General features: G+C 46.8%; 17 protein-coding genes. 16 read left to right on the top strand and 1 reads right to left on the bottom strand.

Translation table 11 applies throughout. The features are described 5' to 3' along the window. The first annotated feature begins 589 nt into the window (after positions 1-589). The 6 genes from hprK to ACTWQL_RS03010 are packed head-to-tail and all read left to right on the top strand — an operon-like array spanning position 590 to position 5,043. Complete coding sequence (gene hprK / locus ACTWQL_RS03035) at positions 590-1,525, top strand: HPr(Ser) kinase/phosphatase (protein WP_443140939.1); 936 nt, start codon at positions 590-592, stop codon at positions 1,523-1,525. 13 nt (positions 1,526-1,538) lie between these two features. Continuing rightward, positions 1,539-2,351, top strand: coding sequence for a prolipoprotein diacylglyceryl transferase (lgt, locus tag ACTWQL_RS03030; RefSeq protein ID WP_443140938.1), 813 nt, complete (start codon positions 1,539-1,541; stop codon positions 2,349-2,351). 28 nt (positions 2,352-2,379) lie between these two features. Further along, entirely contained in the window at positions 2,380-3,333 is a 954-nt protein-coding gene (locus ACTWQL_RS03025) for a nucleoside recognition domain-containing protein (protein WP_443141459.1), read from the top strand. Further along, a complete protein-coding gene (ppaX, locus tag ACTWQL_RS03020; RefSeq protein ID WP_443140937.1) occupies positions 3,323-3,967 on the top strand; it encodes a pyrophosphatase PpaX in 645 nt (214 codons plus the stop codon). Before ACTWQL_RS03025 ends, ppaX begins: the two co-directional genes overlap by 11 nt. Further along, a complete protein-coding gene (locus ACTWQL_RS03015; protein ID WP_443140936.1) occupies positions 3,967-4,494 on the top strand; it encodes an acyltransferase in 528 nt (175 codons plus the stop codon). Before ppaX ends, ACTWQL_RS03015 begins: the two co-directional genes overlap by 1 nt. A gap of 18 nt (positions 4,495-4,512) precedes the next feature. Further along, positions 4,513-5,043: a hypothetical protein gene (locus ACTWQL_RS03010; RefSeq protein WP_443140935.1), complete on the top strand. Its 531-nt coding sequence runs from the start codon at positions 4,513-4,515 to the stop codon at positions 5,041-5,043. A 492-nt stretch (positions 5,044-5,535) separates the two neighbouring features. Here the strand turns inward: ACTWQL_RS03010 and cax are convergent, their stop codons facing one another. Next, positions 5,536-6,594 (bottom strand): calcium/proton exchanger, encoded by a 1,059-nt coding sequence (gene cax / locus ACTWQL_RS03005; RefSeq protein WP_443140934.1) that lies wholly within the window; start codon positions 6,592-6,594, stop codon positions 5,536-5,538. 742 nt (positions 6,595-7,336) lie between these two features. On the opposite strand from cax, the gene ACTWQL_RS03000 reads away from it, so the two are divergent. From ACTWQL_RS03000 to trxB, 10 genes are all read left to right on the top strand, one after another. Then, positions 7,337-8,515, top strand: coding sequence for an ATP phosphoribosyltransferase regulatory subunit (locus ACTWQL_RS03000; RefSeq protein WP_443140933.1), 1,179 nt, complete (start codon positions 7,337-7,339; stop codon positions 8,513-8,515). 23 nt (positions 8,516-8,538) lie between these two features. Next, positions 8,539-9,159: an ATP phosphoribosyltransferase gene (gene hisG / locus ACTWQL_RS02995; RefSeq protein ID WP_443141458.1), complete on the top strand. Its 621-nt coding sequence runs from the start codon at positions 8,539-8,541 to the stop codon at positions 9,157-9,159. Beyond that, positions 9,156-10,424: a histidinol dehydrogenase gene (gene hisD, locus ACTWQL_RS02990; protein ID WP_443140932.1), complete on the top strand. Its 1,269-nt coding sequence runs from the start codon at positions 9,156-9,158 to the stop codon at positions 10,422-10,424. Before hisG ends, hisD begins: the two co-directional genes overlap by 4 nt. Positions 10,425-10,427: 3 nt before the next feature. Further along, on the top strand, positions 10,428-11,018 hold the full coding sequence (gene hisB / locus ACTWQL_RS02985) for an imidazoleglycerol-phosphate dehydratase HisB (RefSeq protein ID WP_443140931.1): 591 nt from the start codon (positions 10,428-10,430) through the stop codon (positions 11,016-11,018). Next, positions 11,019-11,666, top strand: coding sequence for an imidazole glycerol phosphate synthase subunit HisH (gene hisH / locus ACTWQL_RS02980; RefSeq protein ID WP_443140930.1), 648 nt, complete (start codon positions 11,019-11,021; stop codon positions 11,664-11,666). It begins immediately after the preceding gene. Further along, positions 11,653-12,387: a 1-(5-phosphoribosyl)-5-[(5-phosphoribosylamino)methylideneamino]imidazole-4-carboxamide isomerase gene (gene hisA, locus ACTWQL_RS02975; RefSeq protein WP_443140929.1), complete on the top strand. Its 735-nt coding sequence runs from the start codon at positions 11,653-11,655 to the stop codon at positions 12,385-12,387. The genes hisH and hisA overlap by 14 nt, the downstream gene beginning before the upstream one ends. Further along, positions 12,388-13,146 carry an imidazole glycerol phosphate synthase subunit HisF gene (gene hisF, locus ACTWQL_RS02970; RefSeq protein WP_443140928.1) on the top strand — a complete coding sequence of 253 codons (759 nt, stop codon included), beginning with the start codon at positions 12,388-12,390 and terminating at the stop codon, positions 13,144-13,146. It begins immediately after the preceding gene. Continuing rightward, positions 13,143-13,820, top strand: a complete 678-nt coding sequence (gene hisIE / locus ACTWQL_RS02965; protein WP_443140927.1) for a bifunctional phosphoribosyl-AMP cyclohydrolase/phosphoribosyl-ATP diphosphatase HisIE — start codon at positions 13,143-13,145, stop codon at positions 13,818-13,820. The genes hisF and hisIE overlap by 4 nt, the downstream gene beginning before the upstream one ends. Before the next feature lie 415 nt (positions 13,821-14,235). After that, positions 14,236-15,849, top strand: coding sequence for a tetratricopeptide repeat protein (locus ACTWQL_RS02960; RefSeq protein ID WP_443140926.1), 1,614 nt, complete (start codon positions 14,236-14,238; stop codon positions 15,847-15,849). A gap of 418 nt (positions 15,850-16,267) precedes the next feature. Further along, a complete protein-coding gene (trxB, locus tag ACTWQL_RS02955; protein ID WP_443140925.1) occupies positions 16,268-17,221 on the top strand; it encodes a thioredoxin-disulfide reductase in 954 nt (317 codons plus the stop codon). The last annotated feature ends 347 nt before the right edge of the window (positions 17,222-17,568 follow it).

The following is a 17,568-nucleotide window of genomic DNA, read 5'->3' as shown; positions in this document are numbered from 1 at the left end:
CCAGGTCAGTTTTTTTTTGGTGGGTTTTCTGTCCAGTGCTGATTTGGGAGGTAATCCGGCAGGTTCATAGGATAATCCGGCGGCTTTGCAACTTATTCCGGCGGGTTTATGTAGGAATCCGGCCAAATTGAACCGGAATTCGGCCAAAATCTCACTTAATCCGGCCACTCGGTACTTTTTTACTATACTAAACTGTAGGGCTGATCTTCATTGAGCTGTTGCAGAGTTGGTTACCTTCGCACATGTAAGCGATTACCTGTCAAGTTATTCTCCCAACTAATATCCGTTGAAGGTTTCTCCACAATTTTTGAGCGTTTGGATGGATTCTTTTAAAGGCGGAATGTCGTAAAATTGAATGAGTTACGCTTTAGAAATCACCCTCGGACCTATATCGGTGCAAACACAAATTTTATCGGAGCAAACTTCAAATTTACCGGTGCAAAACCGAAATATATCGTTGATTTACCCGATAGTCACTCATAATTTACAACCTTTTTCTGGAAAACTAGGTGTAGAGTCGGCATGATATGAAAAAGAATGCTAAAATATAGGGTGGTAGAAACGCTAGAAAGTGGGAGTGACCTTCAAAATGGCGAACATACATATAAAAGATCTGATCGATGAGTTCCAGCTGGAGCTTGTACATGGCGAGAGCGGCATCGATCGGACGATTACGACAAGTGATATTTCACGTCCTGGCCTTGAAATGGCGGGTTATTTTGCGTATTACCCGGCAGAGCGCCTGCAACTGTTGGGTAAGACGGAGCTTTCGTTTGTCAACGGACTGGATGACCGGATCCGCAGGGAACGTCTCCGCAAGCTTTGCAGGGACGAGACTCCAGGCATTGTGATCTCGAGAGGATGGGACGTGCCCCCGGAATTAGGTGAGGCTGCAGAAGAAAAGGGCATCCCGATTTTACGGTCACAATTGACGACGACACGTCTCAGCAGCCGGCTGACGAACTTTTTAGAGAGTAAATTGGCACCGACGACAGCGGTACACGGTGTGCTCGTTGATATTTACGGAATCGGTGTCCTTATTACAGGGTCTAGTGGCGTCGGGAAAAGTGAAAGTGCACTCGAGCTTGTAAAAAGGGGCCACAGATTGGTTGCCGATGATTCGGTGGAAATCCGTCAGGAAGACGAAAAAACACTTGTCGGAAGTTCACCTGAGCTGATTCAGCATCTGTTGGAAATCCGTGGGCTCGGGATCATCAATGTCATGACCCTGTTCGGTGCAGGTGCGATCCGTAATTTTAAGAAGATCGCTTTGGTGATCAACCTCGAAACATGGGATCAGAAAAAAAACTATGACAGGCTCGGTCTTGATGAAGAATCGATGAAAATCATCGATGTCGAACTGCCGAGGTTGACGGTACCGGTCCGTCCTGGACGAAACCTTGCTGTCATTATCGAGGTCGCTGCTATGAACTTCCGTCTGAAGAGGATGGGGGTCAATGCGGCACAACAGTTTTCGGAGAAGCTGAACAATGTCATCGATACACCAGATTACGATGACTTTTAGGAGGTAAGAGGATATGGTTGCAAACATCCAGCCATTGGACCGGGTTGCACTTGAAATCGGTCCATTGACCATATACTGGTATGGCATTATCATAGGATTTGGAGCTTTGCTCGGACTCTATATCGCGGTCCGTGAGTCAAAGCGTTTAGGCATCAATTCGGAAACGTTCGTCGATCTCGTCATGATCGCTGTTCCGGTAGCGATCATTTGCGCACGGATCTATTATGTCGCGTTCGAGTGGCATTATTATAAAGATAACGTGGGTGAAATCATCAAGATCTGGGAAGGCGGCATCGCGATCCATGGTGCGCTGATCGGTTCGTTTTTGACAGCTTACGTGTTTTCAAAAGTGAAAGATTTGTCCTTCTGGAAGCTTGTAGATATTGCGGCGCCAAGCATCATCCTCGGGCAAGCGATCGGCCGCTGGGGCAACTTCATGAATCAGGAGGCCCATGGCGGCGAGGTTACGCGTGAATTTTTAGAAGGCTTATATCTTCCGGATTGGATCATCAATCAGATGTACATAGAAGGGGCGTACTATCATCCGACGTTCCTGTATGAATCGATTTGGAATCTCATCGGATTCGCACTGTTGATCGGTTTGCGGCGTGTCAACTTACGGCGCGGTGAGCTGTTCTTGACCTATGTCATCTATTACTCAATCGGCCGGTTCTTTGTCGAGGGGTTACGGACGGACAGCCTGATGCTGACGGACTCATTGCGGATCGCCCAGGTGATTTCGATTGTGCTGATCGTCATTAGTATCGGTATCATCATCTATCGCAGGAAAACTGGGTTAGCAGATAAACGGTATAACGAATTGTAGCAGCGAGAGAAAGGGGAAGCAGAAAATGATGAACACATTGAAAAACGGCCTGAAGGTTGGCCTGAATACAACATGGGCACTAGGTAAAATCATCTTCCCAATTACTCTGATCGTTACAATTCTTGGACAAACACCTCTGATGGATTGGCTCGTCAAGCTTGCGGAGCCTTTGATGAAATGGATCGGTCTTTCAGGCGAAGCTGCTCTGCCGCTCGTCATCGGTAACTTTTTAAACTTGTATGCGGGTATCGGCGCAATCCTCAGCCTTGATCTGACGGTGAAGGAAGTGTTCATCCTTGCTGTCATGCTCTCGTTTTCACACAATCTACTGATCGAATCGTCGGTTGCGACAAAGGTCGGAATCAAGATGTGGATCGTGATGGTTGTGCGGATCGGGCTTGCGTTGATTTCTGCATTCTTCATCTCGCTCGTGTGGAAAGGCGGTTCAGAACAAGCCGTCTATGGGTTCATTTCAGGCACAGAAGAACAGGTCAACGGTTTTTGGAACATTTTATGGCACGGGTTGGAAAAAGGGTTCGTCGGTATTCTCCAGCTGGCGGCGATCGTCATCCCGCTTATGATCTTCATCCAGGTGATGAAAGACTTGAATTGGTTGACGGTGTTTTCGCGTTGGATGGCGCCGATTACAAGATCGCTAGGCATGAAAGCGAACACGTCTACGACTCTAGCAGCAGGTATCTTTTTCGGCCTCGCATACGGTGCTGGCGTAATGATGCAGGCTGTCAAAGAGGATGGCGTGGAAAAGAAAGACCTTTATCTAGCATTCATTTTTCTCGTATCCTGTCATGCTGTCATTGAAGATACCTTGATTTTCATCCCGCTCGGAATACCGGTGTGGCCATTGCTCATCATCCGGCTTGTTGTCGCGATCATTTTAACGATGGTAGTAGCATTCGTCTGGAACCGGGTGGAAGCAAAAAACGTATACAGACATCGAAAGGAAGCCAACTATGAAAATTGATACGATTCTGTTTGATTTAGATGGTACGTTGATCAATACGAACGATTTGATCATCTCTTCTTTTACACATACATTGGAGCAGTTCAAGCCGCAGCAATACTCTCGTGATGACATCATTTCCTTCATCGGGGAGCCTTTGGTGGATTCTTTTAAGAGAGTTGATGAAACGTCCGTTGCCGATATGGTGTGTACGTATAAAGAACATAATCTTGCCCATCATGAAGAGTATGTGCATGCTTTCGAAGGGGTTGCCTATACGGTAAAAACCCTGCATGAGAAAGGGTTCAAGCTTGGCATCGTAACGACGAAGATGCGGGATGCGGTTGAGCTTGGTCTTGAAATCACGGGCTTAGGCGAGTATTTCACGACGATTGTCACGCTGGATGACGTTGAGCGTGCGAAACCTGACCCGCAGCCTGTGATCCGTGCGTTGGACAAGCTTCAATCCGATATAACCTCTGCGATCATGGTCGGGGACAGCCGTTATGATATCGAAGCAGGTAAAAATGCCGGTACGTTGACGGCCGCTGTCTCCTGGACAATCAAGGGGAGAGAAAACCTCGAACGATCTGAACCGGATTACATGCTTGAAGAAATGCCGGATCTATTAAAAGTCTTAGAGGTGAATGTATAATGCGGAAGACTGAGCGTCATCCTGTTAAGGGAAGCAATGCGCTCTGGCAGATCTACAAGACAGTGCCATTCTTCAAGGTGCTGAAAAACTTCGTAGTCATCCAGCTTGCGAGATATACCCCGATCATTCCAGTGAAAAACTGGCTGTACCGCACATTTCTACGTATGAAAGTAGGCGAACAGACAGCCTTTGCTTTGATGGTCATGGTCGATATCATGTTTCCTGAACGGATTTCGGTCGGTCGAAACACCATAATCGGATATAATACGACAATTTTGACGCATGAATATTTGATAAAAGAGTATCGTCTTGGTAATGTAAATATTGGAGATGAAGTGATGATCGGGGCCAACAGTACGATTCTGCCCGGTGTGACGATCGGTGACGGAGCTGTCGTTTCAGCAGGCACATTGGTACATAGGGATGTTGAACCCGGTTCATTCGTAGGCGGAAATCCGATGCGGCTCATCTATACGGAAGAAGAGATGGCCAAACATAAACAAATGTCGGATATTGACGATATATAGATTAAAGGTGGGTGTCACATGGAGCAAAAGAAGAGAATGTCGTTGATCTACATGAATGGTGAGTTCCAAATAAGCGATGCTTGGGTTCGCCCGGCAGTTGAGAAGAAACCGAAAAAAGAAACAGAGCAACAGGACCGGTTCTTCTTTTTGTCAGCCGTATCCCGACTAAGAGGCAGCGATTATATCCGTGATGCTTATTGGAATGGGAACGAAGCAGTCATCCGTTTTGAAAACAGCGATCACGTGAGTCCTGAATATCTGGATGATTATGATCATTATTTTTCCACTAAATTAAAGATAGGAAAACTGCTTCTTGATAACCTTGTTTATCTGTTCAAGGAGCTTCCATATATATCGATGTTGAAAATTGCGGTACCTTTCCAGTCAAGTGAGCTGGTGGTCCATATTCATCGAAAACAATTGGAAAAGTATCTGCAGACCGACTTCAGTTATTTCAAGAATGCACATAGATGCCAGTTCCATTTTCAAGTACAGGAACGGGATGTACGCCGTTTCGTCCATCGTTATGTGAACCACGTCTATAAGTAAGCTGAAATTGGATCGTGCGAGCCTCATTCTGAGTGAATCCCGAACCCGACATGGTGTTTGGAGAGATTCCTTCAGAATGGGGCTCTTTTTGTGTTGTTAATGGTAAGGGGGGGCCGAAATCGTTAGCCGTGGGAGCTAACGGACAGGAGAGCCGTTATTTGTGTCGAAAAGGGGTGTTTCAGAAATTTAGCGGACACCAGGGCCGTTATTTGAGGTAAAACCAGCTGATTACGATCGGATTTCTTGAAATAAGGTCTCTGGTGTCCGTTAGGTTCGAAAAACGAAGGGGTTTTGTGCAAATAAGGTCTCCTGTGTCCGTTAAGGTCCTACCGTCTTTTTCAAAAGGAAAAACCACTGGTGAACCAGTGGTTTCATTATTTTAACATTTAAAGAAAGTATAAATACTTTCTTCAATATAAGGGCAACTAACAGCCTGCGCTAAAGCTTGGCTTTGCCAAGTTTACTTTGTTTTTTCGAAATGTGCTCCGTTTATTAAAGAAGGTAGAAGCCGACGCCCATGATGAAGTAGGCAGCTAGCAGGGTGGCGCCTTCGAACCAATTCGTGTCTCCGTCGTTTGCGATTGTATTCGTCAACAGGACGGCAAGAACCATGGCGACGAGTTCTGGAACCGTAAAGACGAGAGCCATCGGTGTCGGGAAAATCAGTGAGAGCAGCACGAGTACCGGTGCGACGAACATCGCGATTTGAAGCGTTGAACCAACCGCGATTTCGACCGCTATGTCCATCTTGTCCTTGTAAGCCATGATAATGGCTGACGCGTGTTCGGCGGCATTACCGACAATCGCTACGATGATGACCCCGATGAATACTTCGCTCCATCCGAATTGCTCTCCGACCGTTTCGAACGTGTGGACGAGTGCTTCACTCACATACGCGACAGCAGCAGTCGCCAACGCCAGGATGATCAAAGCTTTCTTTCCGGTCCATTCTGCTTCTTCCTCATGCGCTTCCTCATCTCCGCCCTCACTGCTGTACACACCGCGGTGTGTCACCAATTTAAAGAAGAGCGCGGCCAGGTATAGGCCGATCAATATGCATGAAACCCAAATGCTTAACGTCAGTGCTTCGCCTTCATTCAAATCCATCGCAAAAATTTCAGGGAAAACGAATGCGACGACCACCCCGAACATGAGCAGGGCTGAATTATGCCTTGCATCATGGACGTTGAATTTTTGCCTTTTAAAACGTAAGCCACCGATGAAAAACGAAAGTCCTCCGACAAGCAGCAGGTTTCCAAGGACAGAACCTGTCAAAGAGGCAAGCACGATTGAAACGTAACCAGCTTTCAAGGCGAAAATCGAAATGATGAGCTCGACAGCATTCCCGAAGGTGGCGTTCAACAGCCCGCCTATCCTCGGACCTGAGTGGATCGCAAGACTTTCAGTCGCACGCCCCATGTAGGCCGCAAGAGCAACGATGGTGAGACAGTAGACGATGAACATGATCGCTTCCGGCCAGTGAAGCAAGTTACCGGCCACAGATAAAGGAACACCAATTATGATTGCAAGGAAAAAGAGTTTGTTGAACATAAGAAACCTTCTTTCATTATCGTATTTTCGTTGTGGGCTAGCAGGGTGCCTTCGGTAAGTGAGTATTTTTCCAAAGGGGTAGAATTCAACAATCGGTTTGAAAACAACCTTATGTAATTTGTGAGAAGTTGGGGTATAGCTAAAGTAACTTTTAAGCTATATTGTATTCATTTTATCTTATGTTACTCCCGAATATAAGAAGCACTTTAAGTAAGAGTCAAGTTATTGGACTACGACTATTTAAGAAGGAATAAATAGGGTAAAGATAAAACGTCAGAAGATAAAATTTTCGGTTGACGAGTTTTTGTAAGAAAGTTAGACTACTTACTATACCTTTATCTTGTTAGTTAATTAGCGAACTAAAGGATTTGAATGAAACCACATTTGCCCCCTTTACGCTGTCTCATTGAAAAAGAGTCTTGTTTGCGTGGCAGAACGCCTTCGTGGATAACCTGTTGAAATTAGAGGACATCTGTTCCGTTATCTGTGACAAAAAGGGTTGATTTCAAAAATTAGAGGACAACTGTTCCGCTATTTGCGGAAATCGATCGTGATTTCCTCTGGTTTTAGGCGAATAAGGTCCCTGGTGTCCACTAATATGAGTAGGTGAGTTATTTAATTTCAACCTCAGTACTATTGGTGCAACAAAGGTTGAACCATCCGTAAAGACGTTGCAAGAAAAACATAGCCTAATTAAAAAATCCATTTTAATTAAAATAGATCGATTCGGAGAGTGAGTGTTGTGACGAAACCATTAGTGTTTGAAAAACCTTTAGGCATGCGGGATACGTTGCCAAACCTGTATGAGATCAAATCAGCGAGCCGGGCAGCAATGGAACAGGCTGTCCAGAAATGGGGATACCGATTCATGCAGACGCCGACCGTCGAATATTACGATACCGTAGGGGAAGCTTCTGCAACTTTGGAGCAGCAGCTTTTCAAATTGCTCGATCAAGAAGGGAAGACCCTTGTGTTGAGGCCGGATATGACGGCACCGATCGCACGGGTGGCATCGTCAACGCTTCAAAATGAATCGCAACCGATGCGTATCGCTTATTCGGCAAATGTATTCCGTGCCCAGCAGCAGGAGGGAGGACGTCCTGCAGAGTTTGAGCAATTCGGTATTGAATTGATCGGGGATGGCTCAACAAGTGCCGATGGAGAAGTGATTGCGTTGATGATCGAGACGCTCGAACATGTCGGTCTTGAAAACTTTCAGGTCGCTGTCGGTCACCTTGGTTATGTGGATGCGTTATTCAAGGAGATTCTTGGAACGGACGAGCGTGTCGAAACGCTGAAACGTTTTTTATATGAGAAAAATTACGTAGGATACAAACAGCATGTGAAGAAGCTTCCGTTGTCATCAATCGATCAGAAGCGTCTTCTCGACTTCCTTCATCTGAGAGGGGAAAACAAGCTGGAAGATGCGGAAAAGCTGATCACATCCACACGAGGCTATGAGGCAATTGAAGAACTCCATGCATTGCGTGATTGTCTGAAAGCTTATGGAGTCAATGACATTGCCACGCTTGATCTTACTTTGGTCAGCCACATGACTTACTACACGGGTGTGGTTTTTGAAGGATATGCCCCTGAACTTGGTTCTCCGATCAGTAACGGGGGACGTTATGATGCGCTCCTCGCGAAATTCGAGAAAGAAGCGAAAGCGACCGGGTTCGGAATCCATCTTGATTACTTGATGGAAGCGATTCGATTGGTAGAAACGAAAGCTTTCACGCATTGCGTCGTATTTTCAGAGGGCCAGCGGAAGGAAGCGTATGCGTTCGGAAAGAAGCTGAGAGACAAGGGTGAAACCGTCGTGGTCCAGGACATCAAAGGCATCGAGAGTCTTGATGCGTTTACCGGACAATTTTCAAATGTCACCTATTATCTCGGAAAAGAAGAGGGGGGAGAGCAGTGAGTTCATCTACATTGACGATTGCGATGCCAAAAGGGCGGATCTTTGAAGAAGCTGTCCAGTTGCTTCGGGAAGCCGACTACACTCTTCCACCTGAGTTCGAAGATTCACGCAAACTTATTCTTGAGATCGAAGAGGCTGATTTGCGTTTTATTTTGGCGAAACCGATGGATGTTCCAACCTATGTGGAGCATGGTGTCGCAGATGTCGGGATCGCAGGGAAGGACGTCATGCTTGAAGAAAAGCGGGACGTTTATGAAGTGCTGGATTTAGGGATTTCCCGTTGTCATATGGCGGTAGCAGGACTTCCGGGTACAGAACTGGATACCGTCGCCCCAAAAATTGCAACGAAATATCCGAATGTCGCTTCGAATTTTTTCAGAAGCCAGGGGAAGCAGGTCGAGATCATCAAGCTGAACGGGTCGATTGAATTGGCTCCGTTGATCGGGCTGGCAGATCGGATTGTCGATATCGTCTCGACCGGCCGGACATTGATAGAGAATGGACTTGTTGAAACAGAATGGATCCTCGATATAACATCGCGGTTCATCGTTAACCCAGTCAGTTACCGAATCAAAGCAGATGCGATCGATGAGATGGTAAGTCGGTTGGAGAAGGTCATTGAAGGGGAGGAGATCACGCGATGAAAATCCAGCAATTGAAGGGGACTGTGCCTCGAAAGCAGCTGAATCAAGGGACTGAAGAACAAAGGAAGGCTGTACTTGGGATCCTTGAACAGGTGCAAGCAGAAGGGGACCAGGCTCTTTTCGAATTGACGAAGAAATTTGATGGAGCTGACCTTGAATCGTTGAAGGTGACGAAGGTCGAAATCGAAAAAGCGTACGAATCCCTGGATGAAGAAGTGATCGAAATCATCCAGGAGGCTGCGCGGAACATTAAGGTCTATCATAAAAAACAGGTCCGTGAATCGTGGATGATGACGAACGATGACGGCTCGGTTCTTGGACAGAAGATCACACCGCTGGATTCTGTTGGTGTCTATGTTCCAGGTGGTACGGCCGAATATCCTTCATCCGTCCTTATGGGTGCGATTCCGGCGAAGGTAGCAGGTGTCGAGAGAATTGCGATGACGACACCTCCTCGACCGGATGGGACGTTACCAGCAAGTGTATTGGTAGCTGCAAATGAGAGTGGCGTCAACGAGATTTATAAAGTAGGAGGCGCCCAGGCGATCGGAGCGTTGGCGTTCGGAACAGAAGTGGTTGTCCCTGTTGATAAAATCGTCGGGCCAGGGAATATTTATGTTGCTTTGGCGAAGCGGGAAGTATTCGGCCACGTCGGCATCGATATGATTGCAGGACCGAGTGAAATCCTCATCTACGCGGATGATACGGCGAACCCGATCCATCTGGCGGCGGATCTTCTGTCCCAGGCAGAGCATGATCAGATGGCGTCTGCGATTCTTGTGACGACGTCGGTCGAAGTGGCGGAAGAGACGTCGAGGGAAGTGATCCGCCAACTTGAAAGCCTTCCGCGTAAAGCGATTGCAGAAGCGTCTGTGATCAGCAATGGCGTCATTTATGTGGCGAATACAGAGGAAGAAGCGATCGCGGCGGTCAACGAGCTCGCCCCAGAACATCTTGAGATTGTCGCCCATGACCCGTTCGAGCTGCTCGGTCAGATCAGGCATGCGGGAGCGATTTTTCTTGGTAAAAACAGTGCGGAGCCGATCGGGGACTATTTCGCAGGACCGAATCACGTGCTCCCGACAAGCGGAACAGCACGTTTTTCAAGCCCGTTGAGTGTTGATGATTTTACGAAAAAATCAAGCATCATTTCGTATGGGACCGACGCTTTATTCGAAAACGGCCGAAAGATTAGTAAACTAGCTCGTATTGAGGGGTTGGAAGCCCATGCGCGAGCGATCGATTACCGATTGGAGGAAGAGTGAGAAATGACTGAACGGAAAGCGGAAATTTCACGGAAGACGAATGAAACGAACATCAGGCTGAGCCTCCAGATCGATGGAGACGGGCAATCGGACATCCAGTCTCCGGTCCCGTTTTTGAATCATATGCTCGATCTTTGGACCCGTCATGGGTTATTTGATCTGAAGGTCGAGGCGGAAGGCGATACGGAGATTGACGATCATCACACGACAGAGGACATCGGCATCTGTTTAGGACAGGCACTGATCGAAGCGCTTGGCGATAAAAAAGGGATCCGCAGGTACGGAAATGCAATTATACCAATGGATGAAGCGTTAGCGCAGGTTGTCATCGACTTGAGCAACAGGCCTCATCTGGAGTTGAAAGCGGACCTTCCATCTGCAAAACTTGGCACCTTCGATACGGAGCTTGTACACGAGTTTTTATCGAAGCTTGCGATTGAAGCGCGAATGAACCTGCATGTAATCGTCCATCACGGAAAGAACACGCACCATATCGTCGAAGCGATCTTCAAGGCACTGGGACGGGCGCTGGATGAAGCGACTCAGATCGATCCAAGGGTAAAAGGCGTGCCCTCAACGAAAGGAATGCTGTAAATGATCGGGATTGTCGATTACGGAATGGGAAACCTCCACTCGGTACAAAATGCGCTCAAACGGCTGGAAATCGATCATTTCATCTCAGAGTGTAAAGAAGAGCTGGCTAAGGCGGATGCGTTGCTGCTGCCGGGCGTCGGCGCTTTTAAAGACGCGATGCTTGCGTTGAAAAAAGACGGGATGGCACAGTTCATCGTTGACGAGGTGGAAGCCGGGAAGCCGCTTTTCGGAATTTGTCTCGGCATGCAGCTTTTGTTCGAGGAAAGTGAAGAGAACGGATTGACGGATGGGCTCGGTCTTTTACCTGGCCGTGTTGTTCGATTTCCGGGGATTACGGCAGATGGGACTACATATAAAGTGCCGCACATGGGCTGGAATCGGATGATAATTCAACAGCAGGACACGCCTTTATTGCAGAATCTCAGCACGGACTTCGTTTATTTCGTGCATTCGTTTCTGGTGCAGACGGAGGACAGGGACGTGTTGCTTGCGACGGCTGATTATTTTGAAGAAGTTCCAGCAGTTGTCGGCCGCGATCATATTTTCGGAGCGCAATTCCACCCGGAAAAGAGCAGCGATGCTGGCATGGAAATCCTGAAAAACTTCGGTGACTATGTGGAGAGGAGGCAGAAGGATGAAGCGATTTGAACTGTATCCGGCAATCGATATGCGCGGAGGTAAATGCGTACGGCTTTTTCAAGGGGATTATGATCAGGAGACCGTCTATGGCGATTCTCCCTTCGAAATGGCGAAGCATTTTGCAGAGCAGGGTGCAAGCTGGATCCATATGGTTGATCTGGACGGTGCGAAGACTGCAGAAAAAGTGAATCACAAACATGTCCTTCAGGTGGCCTCCGATCTTGATGTAAAGGTACAGGTCGGCGGAGGGATCCGGTCAGAAGAGGATATTGATTTTTACTTGAAAAACGGTGCGGACCGGGTCATTTTAGGGAGTGTTGCGGTTAAAAATCCAGCATTTACGAAGGCGATGCTGCAGAAATACGGGGAGCGGATCGCGATCGGACTCGATGCCCGCGATGGTTATGTGGCCACTGAAGGCTGGCTCGACAACTCCGAAGTGAAGGCTGTCGAACTAGCGAAGGAGCTTACTGCGGCTGGAGCGCGGCACTTCATTTTTACCGATATTTCACGTGATGGAACGCTCGAAGGCCCGAATGTCGAAGCGATTGCCGAGCTTGCAAAGGAATCAGGCGCTGAGGTAATTGCTTCGGGAGGCGTCAGTTCTCTGGACGACCTTCAGATTTTGGCTGGACGGCAGAAGGATGGAATCGAAGGTGCGATTGTAGGTAAGGCGCTGTATACGGAGCGTTTCACTCTATCGGAAGCACTAGAAAAGGTAGGTCAATAGATGTTAACGAAACGGATTGTACCCTGTCTGGACGTGAAGGATGGACGGGTCGTAAAAGGCATACAGTTTGTCAATATCATAGATGCGGGGGACCCCGTAGAACTTGCAAAGGCGTACGATGAGCAAGGCGCGGATGAGCTGGTGTTCCTCGATATTTCAGCTTCCAACGAACGCCGGAACGTGATCATCGACCTGGTCGAACAGGTTGCGGCGACACTTGCGATCCCTTTTACAGTGGGAGGCGGCATCAATTCTTTGGAAGATATCAAGAGTGTGCTTCGGGCTGGAGCTGACAAGGTTTCTTTGAATACTGCAGCTGTCAAAAATCCAGACCTGATCACGCTCGGATCGGAGTACTTCGGCTCGCAATGCATCGTCGTCGCGATCGATGCTCGTTATGATGAAGAGCTCGGTTCATGGCGTGTGTACACGAATGGAGGCCAACGCTCAACGGATTGGGAAGTCATCGACTGGGCGAAGGAAGCTGTGAAACGAGGCGCCGGGGAGTTGCTGCTCACAAGTATGGACCGTGATGGTGAAAAATCCGGCTTCCATATCGAGTTGACGAAGGCTGTCCGGGATGCGGTGACAGTTCCCGTGATCGCGTCAGGTGGAGCGGGATCTGCTGAGCATTTTCATGAGGTTTTTATTGAAGCTGATGCGGACGCAGCTTTAGCGGCTTCGATTTTCCACTATAAAGAAACATCAATCGCAGCAGTAAAAGATCATTTGAGACAGCAAGGGGTGAATGTCCGATGAAGATCAGTGAATTACGTTTTGATGAAAAAGGCTTGATTCCGGCAGTCGTCCAGGATGTCGTGAGCAAGGAAGTACTTACGCTCGCTTATATGAACGAGGAATCGTTGAAAAAATCGCTTGAAACGAAGGGAACCTGGTTCTTTAGCCGTTCAAGGCAGGAGCTGTGGCATAAAGGGGAGACTTCGGGGAACACACAGACGATCACCGATATCCGTTACGATTGTGATCAGGATGCACTCGTCGTGCTGGTGAATCCGAAAGGCCCTGCCTGTCACAAAGGGACGTTCAGTTGCTTTGACGACTCGCTTTTTGAAGGAGATGCGGGGCGAGGTGATTCGTCAGCAAATTCTTTGGATTTTGCTGGTACTGAAAAGCTTGCGATTCTTTCAGATCTTGAGAAGTTGATCGCTGAACGGGAGCGCACTCGTCCGGAAGGTTCCTACACCACATACCTGTTTGAAGAAGGCGTCGATAAAATCCTTAAAAAAGTCGGAGAGGAAGCGTCAGAAGTGATCATCGCGGCGAAAAACCGTGACAAGGAAGAGCTTTCCTGGGAGTCGGCGGATTTGCTTTATCATCTGATGGTGCTGCTCCGTGAGCAGGAATTGCCTTTCGATGAGGTTTTATCGGTTCTCGAACAACGGCATACGAAGAAGAACGACGAAAAGGAATAACCTCCTTTTCGTTTTTTGTGCACTGTAAACGTGGGTTTTGGATAGATCGATACATTTAGCGGACATGAGAGACCTTATTTAGCTGAAACGCCTATGTTTCATAAAATTAGCGGACACCAGAGACCTTATTGGGTGAAAATCAATAAAAATCAGCCGTGTTTTAGCGATAGCGGAACAGTTGTCCTCTAATTTTTATTGATAGCGATTTTCCATATTTATGATCGAATTACCGAGAAGTTAAAGCTATTCATCTATATGTTGGGGTTTATTGCTGGAAAGTGTGGAATCGTAAGTAAAACACAAGCGATTCCTGTAATTTTCCGTTTATTGAAAACTCTTGATTTGCTGTGTTCGACAGAGTAAGGGTGTGTTATACTTTCGATGGAAAGTTTCAGAGAACGGGTGATTGAATTAAATGAAGGTTAACCAGAACACTCCACAAAAGGCGAGGGGTAATGTCATTCCTTTTGCTAGAAGTGGAGAGTATTATTTCCAACGTGGTCTAAAGGCATATCAGAAGAAAGACTTGATCAAAGCGAAACAGCTATTTGAGAAAGCAGTCGAGGTCGAGCCGGAGGAACCGACTTACTTGTGTCAGCTTGCAGCAACATTAGCTGAACTTGGCGATTTCATCGAATCAAACGACTTGCTTGAATATATCGTGAGCGAAATCGACGCAGACATATCGGAATGCTACTACTTCATGGCGAATAACTACGCACATCTCGGCATGTTCCGGGAGGCTGAAAGTGAAGCGGTACGCTATATGGAGAATGATCCGAACGGTGAATTCTACGAGGATTCTGAGGAATTACTTGATCTGATACATACCGAGTTTGGGGAAGATTTAGAAAAGCATTCGTCCGAAGAAAAGCTGATCGTAAAACATGAAAAAGCACGTCGAAGCCTTGAAAAAGGTGATTTTTCTGGTGCGCGGAATCTGTTGAAAGAGATGGTCGATGCACACCAGGAATTTTGGGCGGCCTATAACAACCTGGCCCTCGCTCATTTTTATCTTGGTGAATATGACGAAGCGTTTTCGGTGCTTGATGATGTTCTCGGTAAAAATCCCGGGAATCTTCATGCACTTTGTAATGCTGCTCTTTTTTACAAACAACTATACCAGCAGAAAGAACTTGACCGGTTCCTCGGTTGCTTGAAGGTAATCCATCCGATCATTCCGGAACATCGTTATAAGCTTGGTAGCACGTTCGCGCTTTTAGAAGAGGACGAGCTTGCTTTCGCATGGCTGAATTCAGTTCGGTCCCATGGTTACGCATGGAATGTGACTTTTTTCCATTGGCTTGCTGTCGCTTCATTCAAAACAGGACGGGTTCAATCGGCTGATAAAGCGTGGGAGAAAGTTCTTGATCTGGATGCGGACAGTACAGTCGCCACATATTATTTAGAAAAGTTGCGGGATAACACTCTCGATTCTGAGGAAGCTGAATACCAATATACTATACCCTTGAATAATTTACAGGATCCAAATGAGCTGTCAGAACGGATTAAGAAGCTCAGAAGTACGATCCATAAAAATAAGCTGTCTCATTTGTTGTTGATCCGTAATTGGGACGATGAAGACACGACGGCGACGCTGGAGGCATTCTGTGCGGAAGAGAATGAGCCAGCGATTATGAAAGAGCTTGCTGCGACAATCTTGTTTGAACGTGGATATGAATCTGTGCAAATTCATAAGGATAGCGGCATCGAGCAGCTCGATCAACCATCGGAGGATATGGAAAAAGGCTTAGCGATTCTTGAAAATGTTTTGGGAATACGAGAGGAACTTGACCCGGATACGGCATTTCTGTGGCATCTCTTGATCAATGAAGCTAGGGATGGCTCCCTGTCGATCGCCAATCCGACAGCCTGGGCAGCAGCAGTGACATATTTGGTTGATCAGCTTCAAGAGAAGCCCACAACGCAGAAAAGTCTCGCTGAGAAATTCGGGATATCAGCTTCCACCCTTCAAAAATACGTCAAAACACTGAAAATCCTCCACCACCGCCAAACCATGAAACCATAATGATGACCGACATTTGAGGCGGTGCCGATGGCGGTGCCAGGCACCATCTGGGATCCCCTTGGGAGAGTAGGACTCAATTTCGGTGCCAGGCACCATCTGAGATCCCTTGGGAGAGTAGGACTCAATTTCGGTGCCAGGCACCATCTGAGACTCCTTGGGAGAGTAGGACTCAATTTCGGTGCCAGGCACCATCTGGGACCCCTTGAGGGAGTAGTGCTCAATTTCGGTGCCAGGCACCATCTGAGACCCCTTGAGAGAGTAATGCTCAATTTCGGTGCCAGGCACGGTCTCCGGAACGGTCTCCCTTTCTGAGCATTATATTAGACGTAGAGGCGTTGCTTTAATACGATAACTAATAAGAAGGCGAATATTCGTTTAAACTAACTGCAAATTGGTTTTCGGAAAAGGAGTGGAGAGCATGTCTGAGGAAAAAATTTATGACGTAATCATTGCAGGTGCAGGTCCTGCTGGACTTACAGCTGCTGTATATACTTCACGTGCGAATTTGAGCACATTGATGATTGAACGCGGAATTCCAGGCGGTCAAATGGCTAACACAGAAGATGTTGAGAACTATCCTGGATACGATCATATTCTAGGACCGGATCTATCGAATAAGATGTTCGAGCACGCAAAAAAATTCGGTGCTGAATATGCATATGGCGATGTAAAGGAAATCATCGACGGAGAAGAATACAAGACGGTCAAGGCCGGCGGCGGTAAGGAATATAAAGCCCGTTCGATTATCATCGGTACAGGTGCAGAATATAAAAAATTAGGCATCCCTGGTGAAAAAGAACTGAGCGGACGCGGTGTATCATACTGTGCAGTCTGTGACGGTGCATTCTTCAAAAACAAAGAACTTGTCGTCGTAGGTGGCGGGGACTCCGCGGTTGAAGAGGGTGTCTATCTGACGCGTTTTGCTTCAAAAGTTACCATCGTACACCGTCGCGATAAGTTGCGTGCACAGAAAATTTTACAAGACCGTGCGTTCGATAATGAGAAAATCGATTTCATCTGGAACCATACTGTAAAAGAGATAAACGCTGATAATAACAAAGTCGGCAGTGTCACACTAGTGAACACTGAAGACGGTGAAGAGCGCGAATTCAAAACGGATGGCGTCTTCATCTATATCGGAATGATTCCATTGAATGTAGCAGTCAAAGACCTTGGAATTACGAACGAAAATGGTTATGTTGAAACGAATTCAGAAATGGAAACGAAAATTCCAGGAATCTTTGCAGCTGGAGACATCCGTGAAAAAACGCTGCGTCAGATCGTTACAGCAACTGGCGACGGTAGTATTGCTGCACAAAGTGCCCAGCATTATGTTGAAGAACTCATGGAAAAATTGAGTGTAAGTTCGTAAAAAACAAGCTGAATTTTTCTTTATCCAGAAAAAGTAATTCGGTTTTAACCATTTTGTAACAACCGTGAAATATTGGTAGGTTATTATACAATTAAGAAATTGACCCCCTTTTAATAAATTTCTTATTTTTGTGCACGGGACTTTTGGTTCCGTGCTCTTTTTTTGTTTTCAACAGCTTGAAGGTGATCAGGAGAAAACGTTATTTTAAAAGGGATTCGGATGGCTCTCATCGAAAAACTAAAGAGGTCAAGCAATTTAAGCTATTCCTGCCTGATCCAATCAATTGTTTAATAAACCTGAGTGATTACATAAACTAGAATTGTTGGCTTGCTTGAAAACGTAGTATA

This window comes from Pseudalkalibacillus sp. R45, assembly GCF_052246725.1.
In the GTDB taxonomy this organism is placed as follows: Bacteria; Bacillota; Bacilli; order Bacillales; family Fictibacillaceae; genus Pseudalkalibacillus.
Note: the sequence above shows the minus strand (reverse complement) of the source record. Positions and strands in the feature narration are given on the sequence as shown.